Source organism: Micromonospora globispora, assembly GCF_003857015.1.
Classification (GTDB): Bacteria; Actinomycetota; Actinomycetes; order Mycobacteriales; family Micromonosporaceae; genus Micromonospora; species Micromonospora globispora.
Window position 1 is genome coordinate 1 of the sequence record NZ_QGGF01000357.1, and the last position, 14,174, is coordinate 14,174.

The window sequence follows — 14,174 nt, forward strand, 5'->3', positions numbered from 1 at the left end:
CACCGAGGATCTCCCGGGTCTGGCAGGCACCGATCCGCACCGCGCCAACCTACCCGCAAGCCGCGAGAGAGCTGGGGCGCATCAGATCAGAACATAGCCGGCCTGGCCCGAAGATCCGGTGCACGAATCTGCCGCTGACAACGGGCACTCCCCGACGATTCGGCCAGCGGGGCGCAAGTCAGGCGCTGCCCGGGGGCGGTGGGGCACTATCGTTCTGGCGTGCACATCCGTTTCGACGTCCCAGCCGATCCCGCCTACCCAGGCCGCGTGGCCGCTGCGCTCAGCAGTGTTCGGCTGCGCAAGTACGGTTATATCGGCGCGGTGCTGGCGGCGGTCGGGGCGATCGGTTTCGCCGTCTCGCGGGGGTTCGCGTGGGGCGACCGGATCTCGCCGCTGTGCATGGCGATGGTCGTGGCTGGCCTGCTGTCGATGCTGTACCCGCCGTGGGTGCGGCTGCGCGCCCGGCGCCGCTCCAGTCGCTACGCTGTCGAGGGCGCCTACGACATCACCGACGACAACATCATGATGCGCAGCGGCTCGGAGTCCGGCGGCATCGCCTGGGACGGGGTCACCAAGGTAAGGGACACCCCTGAGTTCTGGATCGTGTACGTCGGCCGGATGCCGGCGACCGTGATCCCACGCCACTTGATGTCCGCCGAGGACGCCGAGACGTTGCGAGCCTATATGACCAAACGTGGGCTGCTTCAGCTTCGGTGAACTCATTTGCCGCCGATAGCGCGCTGGCGGGTCGTGGTGGGACGCTGACGCTGGTTGGACCCACTGAAGCCGAACTTCTCGGATCGGACCGCACGCCGCTACTTGCTCCTCGCGCGTTTCGCGTTGGCGGCCATCCGAACATCACGAGATGAGTGCGTGCCCAGCCAGCCATGTTCGAGCGGGACCGCGGGCGACAACGATGAATCACGGTGCGGCCATGCGTCCGGTCCGACGAGAGCCAGCGCCCCAAATGCGGTGGGCGGCCCACCTGCCCTGGCGTTGCTGATGCGATTGCACGGTCAGGGCCGGCGGTCGGGGTCGAATCGGTCGGCGAGTTCCGCCAGCACCCCGGACCGGCGCTGCTCACGCTGGGCCGCCGTCTCGTCGGATTGGGCCGTCGCGCGGCGGCTGGCGAGCGTGGCCTGGGCGGCCATCATTCGCAGCCGCGGTCCAAGCCGGGCGAGCGCGTCGTCCGGCTGCACGGCACGCGACAGCAGTTGCACGACCTCCACGTCCTCGTTGTCCAGCGCCCGCGAGACCGCGCACGCATTGATCCTCGCGCCTCGGTCGAGGAGATCCCTGGCAAGGTCGAGGTCGACGGCGTGCGCGCCGACTTGCAGGGAGTTCTCGACCGGAACCCGTCGTTCGAGCAGCCACCGGACGACTGCGGAGGCCCGGTGGAGCAGGGCCACGTCGATGGCGGTCAGCCCGCTGCGAATCTGCTCCGCCGGATCACATCCCAGCGCCACCAGCCGCGCGAGCAGCGCCACGTCGTCGTCGGCTGCGGCCTGGTCTAGGGCGAGACGCCGTAGCCGGCGCTGGGTGACGAGCGTGCCCTGGTCCAAGGCGCGGCGCCAGTCGAGCACGGTTGCCTGCACGAGTTGGCGCAGCTTCGCCGCAGCGGCCCGCGCGTGCGGGTCGCCGCTGTCTGCCAGGTCGTCGATGGCATCGCGCATCTCCGCGCCCGTGTCGTCCTCCGCCTCCCAGGGGTCGTGCTCCAGCACCAGTCGACCGAACAGCGCCCGCAGGTCGTCGGCGAGCCGCCCGGCCCGGTCGCCCGCATGCAGCTCCCAGCCGGGTGGCAATCCCTGCCGCCAGCACACGACGGCGCCGTGGTCCGGGCCGATGGCGGTGTGCACGTAAACGCGGTCGAGGTACTCGAAGCCACCGATCGGCAGGTGGACGAGCCGGCCGGACCAGTCCGGCTGGTGTTCCTCGGCCAGTTTGCGCTCGTGCTCGATCCAGCCCCACAGGTCGTGATAGTCGCCGCTGTCCGGGTAGAACAGCTCTGTGAACGACACCGGGACGTCTTGGCCGTCGAGGTCGGCGCACAGGTCGTAGTCGAGTCGCCCGCCGAAGGCGGTTCGCCATAACGCGACGAGCGAATCGGGAAGCGGCCCGGCGCACCGCTCGGCCACCGCGGCGAGTGTCGCGTCATCGATCGGAGGCTGCGCGTCCAGGATGAGCCGTCCGGCGAACAGCGCGATGCCGGCCTCGCTGAGAATCCGCCGTTCCTGGCCGGAAGATGGTTCGAGCAGGGCATCATCCGGTGCAGCGGTCACCGGCGCAGTCTAGAGGCTGGGTCCCTACCGATGAACCACCAGAGACCAGGAGCGGGGTCTGTCGCGCTGGTGCCGTTCATACTCGATGCCGCGCAGCGCTAACGCCGCCTCACCCCGGCCTAATGCCGCACTCATTTGCCGCTGGGCGCGCTGTCGTGCCGAGATGAGGACGTTCGATCAAGCAGCACGCCGTACCGCATCGCCTGTGCTTCGCCCAGTCAGTTTGGTGTAGGCGTGACGTATCGGGCTGGCAACCGTGGCGTGCTCCGTCTCGAATGGTTCCGGCCTGGTCAGGCGTTGGTAGGTGGTGGGGCCGCATGCGGCGCCGGCGGCGTCTGTCCTGGTCGGGAACATCAGGCGGGTGCGGCCGAGGCGGTTGCTTCAACGCGCGGCGGGGGGCTCGGCAGGCGGGTCAGCGTGGACACCAGGCAGAGCATCGGTACCAGCGCCGTCAGTGTCCACATGAGACCGACGAGTTCGGCGGCCGCGCTGATGAGTGCGGGGCCGAGCAGGATTCCCGCATAGGTGAACGTGGTGAACCGCGCGACGAAGGTTGCGGTCCGCTGGCCGCCGGCCTGCCCAACCGCACTGAACGTCAACGGGAGCAACACGGAGCTGCCGAGCCCGGCGACGAGGAACCCGGCGACCGCGGTGGCGGGGCGCGGTGCTGTCACGGCAATGGCGAGCCCGGCCGCGGCCACGAGTCCGCCGGTGCGGAACACCGGCTGGCGGCCGTACCGGGAAGTGAGCCGGTCGCCGACCAGCCGCCCGCTGGTCTGGCCGGCGGTGTACGCGGTGACGGTGCCCGCGGCGATGCTCAGGGACGCACCGCGAATGTCGTGCAGGAAGACCGCGCCCCAGCTGAGGACGGCGCCCTCGTAGAGCATGAGAGCGGTACCGGTCAACCCCAGGGCCACGACGGTCCGGCTCCAGCCGGCCCGCCAGTCGACGCGCCCGCGAACCGCGCGCCGGCCGTGGCGCCGGTCCACGCTCGCAGGTAGCAGGAACGGGCCGAGCGCCACCCCGCCGATGAGCAACGCGATCGCGGTGCCCGTCAGGTGTACGGTCAGGGAGACGCCGGCGTGCGCGAGGCCAGCCGTAATGAGCGAGGCGAGGACCGCGCTGACACTCCACGCGCCGTGGCAGCCGTTGAGGATGGGCCGGCCGGCGCGGCGCTCGGCAGCGACCGCGTGGGCGTTCATCGCCGCATCCGTCGTGCCGTGTACCGCGCCGAGGACGGTGAGGACAGCGGCCAGGGCTGCGACGCCGTGGACCCAGCCGATGAGCGCGAGCAGTACCGGCATCACGGCAAGGGACACGCGCAGCACGGGGCGGCTGCCGACCCGGGCGACCAGCGTATCGACGGCCTGCATGCTGGCGAGCGCGGCGACGGCGAACAGCACGCCGAGCACGCCGAGCTGACCGTCGGTCAGGTGGTACACCACCTTCGTCGTCGGTATCCGCACGATGTAGGTCGACAGCGTCAGTCCATTGAGGAAGAAGACGGCGGTCGCGGGCCAGCGGCCGGTTGTGGTTGTCATGCCCGGTCGACGATCCGCCCTGGCCGGTCTTCGACCCGCATGAGCTATGTCACAGCTCGTCGTGGCGGTGGCGCAGGAAGCGCCGCTCCACCTCCGTCGGCGCGAGCGCGATGGCCTGCTCGTACGCTGTCGCCGCCTCCGCCCGCCGATCCAGCCGGCGCAGCAGGTCGGCGCGGGTGGCCGGCAGCAGATGGTACCCCCGGAGCCGACCGGACGCCGCAAGCGCATCGACCAACCGCAGGCCCGCCTGCGGACCCTCGGCCATGGCGACCGCAACCGCCCGGTTGAGCTGGACCACCGGCGATCCGGTCAGCCCGGCGAGCTGCTCATACAGGCAGGCGATGCGCGGCCAGTCGGTATCCGCCGCCGTGGCCGCGGCGGCATGGCAGGCCGCGATAGCGGCTTGGAGCTGGTACGGCGTGGGGGTACCCGTGAGCAGCCCGCGACCTTCGTCGATCAGCGTGCGGTCCCAGCGGCTACGGTCCTGCTCGTCCAGCGGGACCAGGTCACCGTTTCGGTCCGTGCGCGCCGCCGCCCGGTCGTGCTGCAACAGCATGAGCGCGAGCAACCCGCGCACCTCGGTCTCCGTGGGCATCAGCCGCGCCAGCAGCCGGCCAAGCCGGATCGCTTCCCCGGCGAGCTCCCGGCGCCCGGAGTACCCCTCGTTGAACAGCAGGTAGAGCACGCCCAGTACGCCGGTAAGACGCTCCGGCAGCAGATCCGCCGGCGGTACCCGGTACGGGATGCCCGCCTCACGAATCTTGCGTTTGGCGCGGACCACCCGCTGCGCCATCGTCGCGGTCGACGTCAGAAACGCCCGCGCGATCTCCTCGGTCGTCAGGCCACCGACCGTCTGCAGGGTCAGCGCTACCCGCGCGTCCAGCGTCAGCGCAGGGTGGCAGCACGTGAAGATGAGGCGCAGCCGGTCGTCGGTCCACTCGTCGTCGCCCGCGTCCGGCGCCTCGGCAAGCTCCTGCAGCTTGGCCGCCTCGACATTCGCGCGGCGCAACCGATCCAGCGCACGGTTACGCGCCGTCGTGGTCAGCCACGCGCCGGGGCGCCGGGGTACGCCGTCAGCGGGCCACCGCAACAATGCCGCCTCAAAGGCGTCCTGGACGCACTCCTCGGCCAGCTCCCAGTCACCGGTCAACCGGATGACGGTGGCCAGTACCCTCAGCCGCTCGGCACGGAAGGCCCTGGCCACCGCGTCCGGAGCATTCACGTCTCCCAGAACCGGCCCTCCCAGATCGGGCGCAGTTCAAGGGTCCCGAACTGCGCCGCCGGGTGCCTGGCCGCCACCTCGATCGCCTCGTCGAGGTCCGTGCAATCGAGGATGTCGAACCCGGCGATCTGCTCCTTGGTCTCCGCGAACGGCCCGTCCGCGACCAGTACCTCGCCGTTTCGCACCCGTACCGTCGTCGAGTCGCGGATCGGTCGCAACCGGTCGCCTGACTGCCGGACACCGCGGCGCTGCATCTCCTCGACCCACGCCGTCGGATCAGCGTTGCGCTCCTCGTCCTCGGCGACGCAGACCAGCATCACATACCGCACGCCTCCTCCTTCCGTCACATGTCTAGCAGGACGACGAACGGCAACACCCCGGCATCGACAGCCGCCCCCATCGTGTCTGCATCGGCCCGAAGGCCGAGACCGAGGCGTGGCGCCGACGAATGTGGGTTATCAGGGTGTCGCGTTGCCTGCTTCTGCGGCCGATCTCCGGTGGCCGCCACCGTACAGACCGCGGTGCCGCGAGACTCGTCACGGCGCAGCAAGATCATTTGATCTGTCGAGCGCCGAGACTGTCCGTGTCGCCTGCCCGCGGCGCTCGTCTACCGGGAGTACGGTCGTCCGGACGACCGGTCCTGTTCGTTGCTCGTCAACGTGGGCGCGACCCGTGGCCGGCAACCAGTAATCGGAACAGATCCCGCTTGCCCAAAGCGAGGCATCCGGATCTGCCGCCGACCATGCGTCACGTTGAGTGACAGGGCGTGGCGGCACTCGACGCGCGGTCCTGCCGAAGACAGCGTCTCCGTGCGCTGGTGTGCGACGCTGCGTGCGACGCGTTGACTCGCCTGCCGGAGACACACATGGACGTGGCATGGATCGCGACCGATCCTGGAAGTGGCGACCTGGCCTCCACGGAAACCCGGTCTGACGTCGACGGCTTCATGTCCCGGCTCCAGCACCTTCTGAGCGCCGGAGAGGGATACACCGAGGTACGCCGCGTCGAGGCGGACTACCCCCTGTTGACGTTCTCGTTCAGAGGGGGCTACGCAGTCATGCACCTGTTTGAGTCCCCAGACGACTGCCGCCTTCTTCATGGGGATGGCGGGCTGCCCGCGACGAAAACCGTCGAAGTCCCGGTGCTCGGTGACGACTGCACGTTCTCAGGTGACTTCGTCTCCAGCGTGACCAAGGCAACGGCGGCAATCGCCGCCTTCATCGATGGTGCTCCAGCCGAACGACTCGGAGAGTGGGTTCGGCTCTAAGCCCGCGCAGTGCCGTTTTGGTCGTCAGCATCGCTTGATCAGGTGCGCGCTCGTGCCGAATTGAGCGCGTCACCGCGCCGTCGGTGGCCAGGCGATTCGCTACCGTGCGAGCAGGGAGCGCAGCACTTTGATGATCTCATCAGGTGCTTCCTCCGCCATGAAGTGCCCGGCCGACGTGGTGCGGTGCTCCAGATCAGCGGCCCAGGTGCGCCACAGCGCGGCGGCGTCGTAGCCGAGTGCGGCTCCCCAATCCTGCTGGACGACGGTGACCGGCATGGACAGTCGGTTCCCGGCGGCTCGGTCGGCCTGGTCGTGTTCGATGTCGATGCCGGCCGAGGCGCGGTAGTCGGCGACGATGGAGGGGACCGCCTCGCGGGAGGCTTTCAGGTACTCCGCCCGCAGGTCCGCAGGAATGGCCTGCGGGTTCTGGGCCCATGCGTCGAGGAAGTAGCCGAAGAAGACGTCCGCGCTGGCGCTGATCATTTGCTCGGGCAGGCCGGGTGGCTGGGCCATCAGGTACAGGTGGAAGGCAACCGCGGCGGTGGACCCGTGCAGGATGTCCCACATGTCCAGGGTCGGCAGGACGTCGAGGGTGGCGAGGTGGGTGATCGTAGCGGGATGGTCGAGGCCGGCGCGGATGGCGACGAGGGCACCGCGGTCGTGTCCGGCCAGGGCGAAGCGCTCGTGGCCGAGCTTGCTGGCGAGGGTGACGATGTCGGCGGCCATGGTCCGCTTGGAGTACGTGTCGGCGTCGCGCGCATCGGGCTTGTCGCTGGCGCCGTAGCCGCGGAGGTCGGGACAGATCACGGTGTGGTCGGCGGCCAGGTCGACGGCGACGTGCCGCCACATCAGGTGGGTCTGCGGAAAGCCGTGCAACAGCACGATCGGGCTGCCGGCGCCTCCCACCGCCACGTTCAGTGTCACGTCGTCGACCGCGACGCGCTGGTAGTCGAACCCGGGAATGGCAGAAGTCATGATCGTCCTTTTCTCGTCGGTGGACGACTCCAGCGTGCCGATCGCGGATGAGCAACCGATGAGCGCGCTACGTTGAGCCGAGGCGCGGAAGGGCGGTTCGATCAGTGCAGGTCAGATTCGGTGTTCTGGGACCGGTTGTCGCCTGGGACGGCGTCGGCGCGCCGATAGACCTGAAAGGGCCGAAACACCGCGCGGTGCTGGCGCGACTCGTCGTCGCGCGCAGCCGGGTCGTACCGGTCAGCCGCCTCGTCGATGATCTGTGGCAGGAGCCGCCGCCGGGCGCGGTGAGCGCCGTCCGCACGTTCGTTGCGGCGTTGCGGCGCGCGCTCGAGCCGCAGCGTCCACCGCGTGAGCCGGCTCGGTTGCTGGTCACCGAGGGCCCGGGCTACGCGCTTCGGCCGGCACCGGACGCGGTCGACGCCTGGCGGTTCGAGGACGCGGTCGCCGCCGCGTCCACCGCGCCGCCGCACAAGGCACTCGAGCGGATCGATCGTGCCCTGAGCTGGTGGCGGGGGCCCGCGTTCGCCGGCTTCGACGACGAACCGTGGGCGCGCGCCGAGCGTTCCCGGCTCGAACAGCTACGGCTAAACGCGATCGAGCAGCGGGCCGAGGCGCGCCTGACTGTCGGGCGGGCCGCCGACGTCGTACCGGATCTCGACGCCCACGTGGCCGACAATCCGTGGCGGGAGGAGGCGTGGCGGCTGCTGGCTCTTGCCCTGTACCGCTCAGGACGTCAGGGTGACGCGCTTGCGGTATTGCGCCGAGCGCGCAGCCTGCTGCTGGAACAGCTCGGCGTCGATCCGGGCCCGCGGCTGCGTCGCTTGGAGACCGACATCCTCCGCCAGGCCGATCGGGTCAGCGACGGTCCTGGTTCGCCGGGACCGGAACGGGTCTGGGCGGAGACCGCAGCGGCATACGACCGTACCGTGGCGTCCGGTTCCGGGGCTCGGCTGGAGTCGACGGTCGGCCTGCTGCGAAGTCTCGCGGTGACGGGGGCGAGCGGGCTCGAGGCGGCGCGGGAGCAGCGGATCGCGGCCATCGCCGCGGCCGAGCAGTGGGGCGATCCTGAGCTCACCGCCCGGGTAATCGGCGGCTACGACGTGCCTGCGATATGGACGCGCTCGGATGATCCGGTGCAGGCGGCGCAGATCGTGACGGCGGCCGAGCGGGCCCTGGCCGCCCTTCGCCCCGGCCCGTCCGAGGCCATCCGGGCCCGGCTGCTGGCCACGATCGCGGTGGAGTCACGCGGTACGCGCGCGGCGCGCGGGCCCGAGGCGGCCCGGGAAGCGGAGCGGATCGCGCGCCGACTGGGCGATCCGGTCCTGCTGGCCTTCGCTCTGAACGGCGTGTTCATGCAGACCTTTCACCGCGCGGGCCTGGCTCCCGAGCGCGACGAGATCGGCGCCGAGCTGGTCGCGCTCTCCGCCCGGCACGGCCTGGTGACGTTCGAGATCCTCGGTCATCTCGTCCGACTACAGGCCCGCAGCGCGCTCGCGGACTTCGCCACCGCCGACCAGCACGCCGCCGCAGCAGACCGGCTCGCCGAGCGGCACGAACGCCCGCTGGTCGACGTGTTCACCCAGTGGTACCGCGCACTACGACTGGCCGCGACCGGGCCGTCGTCGCAGGCCGCGGAAGCCGCCTACCGCGACGCGGCAGCACAGCTTGCCAACGCCGGCATGCCTGGCGTCGAGCGGGGCCTTCTCCCGCTGGCCCTGCTGTGCTTGCGCGTGTGGCACGGCGACCCGGTCCGCTTCGACGACGACACTGACTGGGGCCCCTACACGCCCTGGGTGCGCCCGCTGGTCCTGCTGACCCGGGACCGCCTGGCCGATGCCGCCGCGGCGCTGCGTCAGACCCCGGATCCGCCGCGCGACCTGCTGTTCGAGGCCCTGTGGTGCCTCACCGCCCAGGCTGCAATCGCCCTGGACGACCGGACGGCGATGAAACGCGCCCGGAGCGAACTCACTCCGGCTGCCAACGAGCTGGCCGGGGCCGGCAGTGGCATGCTCACCATCGGCCCCGTCTCACATCATCTCGACCACCTAGTCGCGGCCCTCAACCGCACCCGATGAGCCGGAGAGCTGCGGCCATGCGATCCAGGTCGCCCCCGGACCACCAGGCCACTGCGATCACGGCCCTCCGCGTCGCGTTCGGCCTGCCGCCGACGATCGACAACAGGCCTTGATCACGTGTCCGGATCTGCCGCGAGTCGCGCGGTCTGGCCGACCGAACGAATAGCCGATGAGAGCGATGTGGCGGTCGAAGGTTGGCGGCGGTGCGGTGGAGTGCAAGGTCGGTGCTGGCCGGAGAGGCCCGGGGTTCAGAACCGTCGATCTTCACCGAACCAGCTGTTGGTCTGCGCCTCGGGTTCCGCGCTTTCGGCGGTTGCAACGATGAGTCGGGGTCGCCTGCCGGGTCTGTTCTAGCGACATCCGACGGAGGAGGAACCATGGGTAAGGTCATCGCATCGATCACAACGTCGGTCGACGGCTACGTCACCGGTCCCGACGACGGACCGGAGCACGGCTTGGGCCGAGGTGGCGAGCGTCTGCACTACTGGGTGATGGGTGGCCCGTGGACCTACGAGGGCGGCCACGACTTCGCGATGCACGGCCCCGACAAGCAGTTCTACGACGAGCTCGTCTCGACGATGGCCTCAGGCGTGGTCGGCCGGGGCATGTACGACGCGGCCGGGGCGTGGGGTGGGACCAACCCCTTCCCTGGGACCCTATTCGTGCTCACCCACCGCACCGCGAACCAGCCAGAGGCGCAGAGCGGGTTCCGGTTCGTCGCGGACCTTGACACCGCGCTCGTCCAAGCGGCTGAGGCGGCCGGGGACGGCGATGTCGCCGTCGGTGGCGGCGCCGACGTCATCCGGCAGGCGTTGGCGGCGGGGAAGGTCGACGAACTGGTCATCTCGACGGCTCCGGTGATCCTCGGTGCGGGTAAGCGGCTGTTCGAGGGGTTCGACCGGGACATCGACCTCCAAGTGGCCAAGGTCTACAGCTCGCCGTATGCCACCCACGTGCGCTACACGGTCACCAAGTAGCCGCCGCAGTCTCGGGCAGCAGGCCACGGCCGGTCAGCCGCCGCGCGCGGACGTCCGGTCATCTGCGATCCGCGCGGCACGCAGCGTGAGGGCTGGAGCTGCCGCTTTCCATCCGGAACTGCCGAGATCAGTGCATCCGATCATGTCACCCGCGTAGGCCCGCCCGTAGTTTCCTGCGGGAGAACAACGCTAAGCAGTTGATCTTTCTGAGCGCCTGTTTCGTGCTTGGTCACGGGCATCAGGCTCGCGTGGCGTGCGCCGCGTTTTTGGATCACGCGGTGCCGTGCGATCGGGATGCCAGTTGAAGTCCTAGCCGGTGAAGTCGGCCGAGGCTTCGTCGACGAGTTCGTCGTACTGGCGCTGACCGCAACGGTAGGGCGGGTGCGTCGCGTTCACCACCGGTTTCTAGGCTGGCCGGATGCAGAAGGTGGCGTTGGTGACCGGGTCGGCGTCGGGGATCGGGGCGGCGACGGCGCGGCGGCTGGCGGCGGACGGGATGACCGTGGTGATTCATTCGCGGTCGAGCCGTGCGGCCGGTGCCGCGTTGGCCGCAGAGCTCGGTGGGACCTATCAGCAGGCGGACCTCGCCGACGAAGCGGCCGCAGCCGGGTTGGTCCCGCGGGTGCTGGCTGATCATGGGCGTCTCGACGTGCTGGTGAACAACGCGGGCATCAGTTGGCCGGTTCCGCACGCGGACCTGGAGGCGCTGACTGCTGCCGACTGGCGCCGACTCCTCGACGTCAACCTGATCGCACCCTGGCTGCTTTGTACGGCGGCCCTACCCGCGCTTCGGGAGTCGAACGGATGCGTCGTGAACGTGACGAGCCACGCCGGCGTCCGCCCGAAGGGCAGCTCGATCGCGTACGCCGCCAGCAAGGCCGCGCTCAACCACGTCACCAAGCTGCTGGCCGCGGCCCTCGGCCCTGACGTCCGGGTCAATGCCGTCGCTCCCGGATTGGTCGACACCCCGCTCACCGCCGACTGGACCGACGCTCACGCGTTGTGGAACACGTCCAGCCCCATGCGTCGCCCGGCCCAACCTTCGGACGTCGCCGACCTCATCTCCGCCGTGATCGACAACTCCTACCTGACTGGTGAGGTGATCCTCCTGGACGGCGGCCTGAACCTTCGCTAGCCGCCTCTGCCGGGGCCGCCTCCTATGATCGCGCGATGTCTTTGGGCCGAGACTTCCAGCGGCTGTGGACCGCCTTCGCCGTGAGTGCCGTCGGGACCGCCATCGGCTCCCGGCGACGAGACCCACTTCGACTTCTGACCCGTCCGCATCCCCAGCCCCGGCGTGCGCTGCTAGCCGCCCAGCTGCCGTTCACCATCGCCGACGTCCGCGCCGCGCTCGCCAGCCGGGACCTCGCGTGCTGGTGCCCGCTCACCGAGCACGGCGAGCGGCCTCGAAGACGTACAGAAACTTTGAACGAACCGCAGGCAGCCGGCTGTGTCCGGTCTCAGGACCTGCGTGACGCATCGGTATCAGGACCTGCGTGACACTCCGCCAAGTCAGGAGGCCCAAAGCCGGGGGCCCGACATCCGGTAGCGGCCTACTGGTGTGCCCGAGCGATGCTCACAGGACCTCTCGCAGCACGTCGTCATATGTCGCCGCGGCCGCTGCTTGGATGGCACGTCCGGTCGGAGTGATCTGCGTGTAGACGCCCCGCCGGTCCGTGTCGCACAGGTAGCGCTCCAGCAGGCCGGCGCTCTCAAGGCGGGCGACCAGCCGGCTCGTGGTGCTTTGCGGCAAGCCGACGAGTTCTGCGACCCGCTGCATCCGCATGCAGCCACTGTCGCTGCCGGCCACGCCGGCGAGGATCTCGTATTCGGGCGGGGTCAGCTCGTGGCCGGCGCGCAACGCCTGCTCCAGCCGCTGACTCACGGTCGCGTGGAGGCGGTTCAGCTCCTGCCATCGGGCGGCCCTCTCCGCAGCCGCTGTCGTGTCGGTCACGGTGCCTCCCTTCTTGACCAGACTACATCCACCCGGATATTTTCACCTAGATACATCCACTCGGATAGACATGGGATGCGGGTTATGCGGTTTCTCTTCCTCCTGGGCAGTTCGCGACGCGGCGGCAACACGGAACTCTTGGCCCGACGCGCGGCCGACGCACTGCCGGCCAGCGTCGAGCAACGCTGGCTCCGCCTGGACGAGCACCCGCTCGCCCCGTTCGCCGACATCCGGCACGCCGGCGACGGCCGCTACCCCGAGCCCACCGGCAACGAGGCGCTGTTGCTCGCCGAGACGCTCGCCGCCACCGACCTGGTCATCGCGTCCCCGCTGTACTGGTACAACGTCAGCGCGGCCACGAAGCTCTACCTCGACCACTGGGCCGGCTGGCTCCGGATCCCCGGCACCGACTTCCGGGACCGGATGCGTGGCCGAACACTGTGGGCGGTCAGCGCGATCAGCGACGAGGAGTCGGCGAAGGCGGACCCGCTGGTGGCGAGCCTGCGCCTGAGCGCCGAGTATCTCGGCATGCGGTGGGGCGGCAGCCTGCTCGGCTACGCCAACCGCCCGGGCGACGTGCTGCGCGACGCCACCGCCCTCCGCGCCGCCGCCACCTTCTTCAACCAACCCGCACTCGGGGATCGGCTTGCTCACAAGCCGCTGCCAGTCGCGTCACTCCGCGCCTAGCTAGAACCGGGGAACGACCGCTGGCCGGCCCGGCGACGACGGCGGCAATGACCATCGCCTGATCTCCTTCGACGGACAGTTCCCTTGATCGACCCCGGCACTCCGGCATGATCATCTAGCCGGACGTGTCACCCAACATCCGACACCAATCCGTCACGCATCAAGTGGAGCCCGACACGTGTCGTACGCCGTTTGATCCGTGACAGGTTGGCTTCACTTGATGCGTGACACGATGCTCTGGCTCGTCGACTACCCGGTGTGAACGCGGGGCGGCCGGAGAGGGCTGGCCTATCCGCTTCTGCCGATGTGCGCGGGTGAGCCACAGGCTTCAAAGGGTTGCGGTAGACGCCGGCTTCAGACGCTTTCGCTCGACACCGCTTGTTGCCGTCACCAGACTGAGCGGCGGCACGTCCTTCGCGACAACGGCGCCCGCGCCGACGACCGAGCCGCGACCGATTGTCACTCCAGGGGTGACCGTGGCTGCGGCGCCGATCCACACATCATCCTCGATGACGATGGGCGCGTGCGTGATGAAGTCGTACCGTTCGTCGAGTTCGACGGGGTGCCCGGCCGTGCTCAGAGTTACTCGGGGACCGATCAGGACGTGGTCACCGATGGTGATGCCCCCGTAGTCGAGGAAGAAGCATCCCTGATTGATGAACACGCGCTCTCCGAACGATGCTCCAAGCCCGTAGTCGCAATAGAACGGGGGCAGAATGGACAGAGAGTCAGGGATCGGTTCACCGAAGATCTCGGTGAGTACCGTCCTGCGCCCGTCGAGGTCGTCAAACGGCAGCACGTTGAGGCGCGAGGTCAGGTTCATGACGAGATGTACGCGCTCCGCGAAGGATCGTGACTCGGGCGTCCGTGTTCGTAGGCGTTGCTGATTGCGCACGAGGCCATGCTGGCACGGCGAGTCAGAGACCCGGTGACGACCCCCCGCCAGGGAACGCGTCACTCCGTGATCGTGGGGTCCTCATCGAACGTCCGGACCTGCCGCGATCCGCGCGCTCCGGAACGTGACCACCCAGCAGCAGGCCTCGGAGTGTCCGGACATGCCGATGGGCGGGCATTCTTCCGCCCGCCCTTGGAGAACCTGGTTATGAGTTCCGGTATCGCGTGTCCGGTTGTCTGGCCGCTCCTCATGACGAGGCAAGATGGCACGCATGTCCCTGCCCACCCCCACACTGCCTACCC

Annotated in this window: 13 protein-coding genes; 6 read left to right on the top strand and 7 right to left on the bottom strand. The window is 69.4% G+C overall.

Features of this window, described 5'->3' with window-relative positions; all coding sequences use genetic code 11:
* The first annotated feature begins 219 nt into the window (after nt 1–219).
* On the top strand, nt 220–717 hold the full coding sequence (locus DKL51_RS17555; protein WP_109947636.1) for a YcxB family protein: 498 nt from the start codon (nt 220–222) through the stop codon (nt 715–717).
* A 299-nt stretch (nt 718–1,016) separates the two neighbouring features.
* On the opposite strand, the gene DKL51_RS17560 is transcribed toward DKL51_RS17555, so the two are convergent.
* The 4 genes from DKL51_RS17560 to DKL51_RS17575 all read right to left on the bottom strand — a co-directional run bounded on the left by DKL51_RS17560 (nt 1,017) and on the right by DKL51_RS17575 (nt 5,371).
* Nucleotides 1,017–2,279: an SMI1/KNR4 family protein gene (locus DKL51_RS17560; RefSeq protein WP_109947637.1), complete on the bottom strand. Its 1,263-nt coding sequence runs from the start codon at nt 2,277–2,279 to the stop codon at nt 1,017–1,019.
* 353 nt (nt 2,280–2,632) lie between these two features.
* Nucleotides 2,633–3,820, bottom strand: a complete 1,188-nt coding sequence (locus tag DKL51_RS17565) for an MFS transporter (RefSeq protein WP_109947638.1) — start codon at nt 3,818–3,820, stop codon at nt 2,633–2,635.
* A gap of 49 nt (nt 3,821–3,869) precedes the next feature.
* On the bottom strand, nt 3,870–5,051 hold the full coding sequence (locus DKL51_RS17570; protein WP_207784026.1) for an RNA polymerase sigma factor: 1,182 nt from the start codon (nt 5,049–5,051) through the stop codon (nt 3,870–3,872).
* The gene (locus tag DKL51_RS17575) at nt 5,039–5,371 is read right to left on the bottom strand and encodes a YciI family protein (protein WP_423790582.1); all 333 of its coding nucleotides are present in this window, start codon (nt 5,369–5,371) and stop codon (nt 5,039–5,041) included. Before DKL51_RS17575 ends, DKL51_RS17570 begins: the two co-directional genes overlap by 13 nt.
* A 536-nt stretch (nt 5,372–5,907) precedes the next feature.
* Here DKL51_RS17575 and DKL51_RS17580 point away from each other — a divergent pair.
* Complete coding sequence (locus DKL51_RS17580; RefSeq protein WP_109965523.1) at nt 5,908–6,309, top strand: hypothetical protein; 402 nt, start codon at nt 5,908–5,910, stop codon at nt 6,307–6,309.
* Between the two features lie 99 nt (nt 6,310–6,408).
* On the opposite strand, the gene DKL51_RS17585 is transcribed toward DKL51_RS17580, so the two are convergent.
* On the bottom strand, nt 6,409–7,284 hold the full coding sequence (locus tag DKL51_RS17585; protein ID WP_109947641.1) for an alpha/beta fold hydrolase: 876 nt from the start codon (nt 7,282–7,284) through the stop codon (nt 6,409–6,411).
* Nucleotides 7,285–7,388: 104 nt separating this feature from the next.
* On the opposite strand from DKL51_RS17585, the gene DKL51_RS17590 reads away from it, so the two are divergent.
* From DKL51_RS17590 to DKL51_RS17600, 3 genes are all read left to right on the top strand, one after another.
* Complete coding sequence (locus DKL51_RS17590; protein ID WP_109947642.1) at nt 7,389–9,359, top strand: AfsR/SARP family transcriptional regulator; 1,971 nt, start codon at nt 7,389–7,391, stop codon at nt 9,357–9,359.
* A gap of 377 nt (nt 9,360–9,736) precedes the next feature.
* Entirely contained in the window at nt 9,737–10,336 is a 600-nt protein-coding gene (locus DKL51_RS17595; protein ID WP_109947643.1) for a dihydrofolate reductase family protein, read from the top strand.
* A 418-nt stretch (nt 10,337–10,754) separates the two neighbouring features.
* Complete coding sequence (locus tag DKL51_RS17600) at nt 10,755–11,471, top strand: SDR family NAD(P)-dependent oxidoreductase (protein WP_109947644.1); 717 nt, start codon at nt 10,755–10,757, stop codon at nt 11,469–11,471.
* 441 nt (nt 11,472–11,912) lie between these two features.
* On the opposite strand, the gene DKL51_RS17605 is transcribed toward DKL51_RS17600, so the two are convergent.
* On the bottom strand, nt 11,913–12,290 hold the full coding sequence (locus DKL51_RS17605; RefSeq protein WP_165823258.1) for a MarR family winged helix-turn-helix transcriptional regulator: 378 nt from the start codon (nt 12,288–12,290) through the stop codon (nt 11,913–11,915).
* A gap of 84 nt (nt 12,291–12,374) precedes the next feature.
* Between DKL51_RS17605 and DKL51_RS17610 the strand changes: the two genes are divergently transcribed.
* Nucleotides 12,375–12,977 carry a flavodoxin family protein gene (locus DKL51_RS17610; RefSeq protein ID WP_243420468.1) on the top strand — a complete coding sequence of 201 codons (603 nt, stop codon included), beginning with the start codon at nt 12,375–12,377 and terminating at the stop codon, nt 12,975–12,977.
* 328 nt (nt 12,978–13,305) lie between these two features.
* Here the strand turns inward: DKL51_RS17610 and DKL51_RS17615 are convergent, their stop codons facing one another.
* A complete protein-coding gene (locus DKL51_RS17615) occupies nt 13,306–13,800 on the bottom strand; it encodes a sugar O-acetyltransferase (RefSeq protein WP_109947647.1) in 495 nt (164 codons plus the stop codon).
* Between the last annotated feature and the right edge of the window lie 374 nt (nt 13,801–14,174).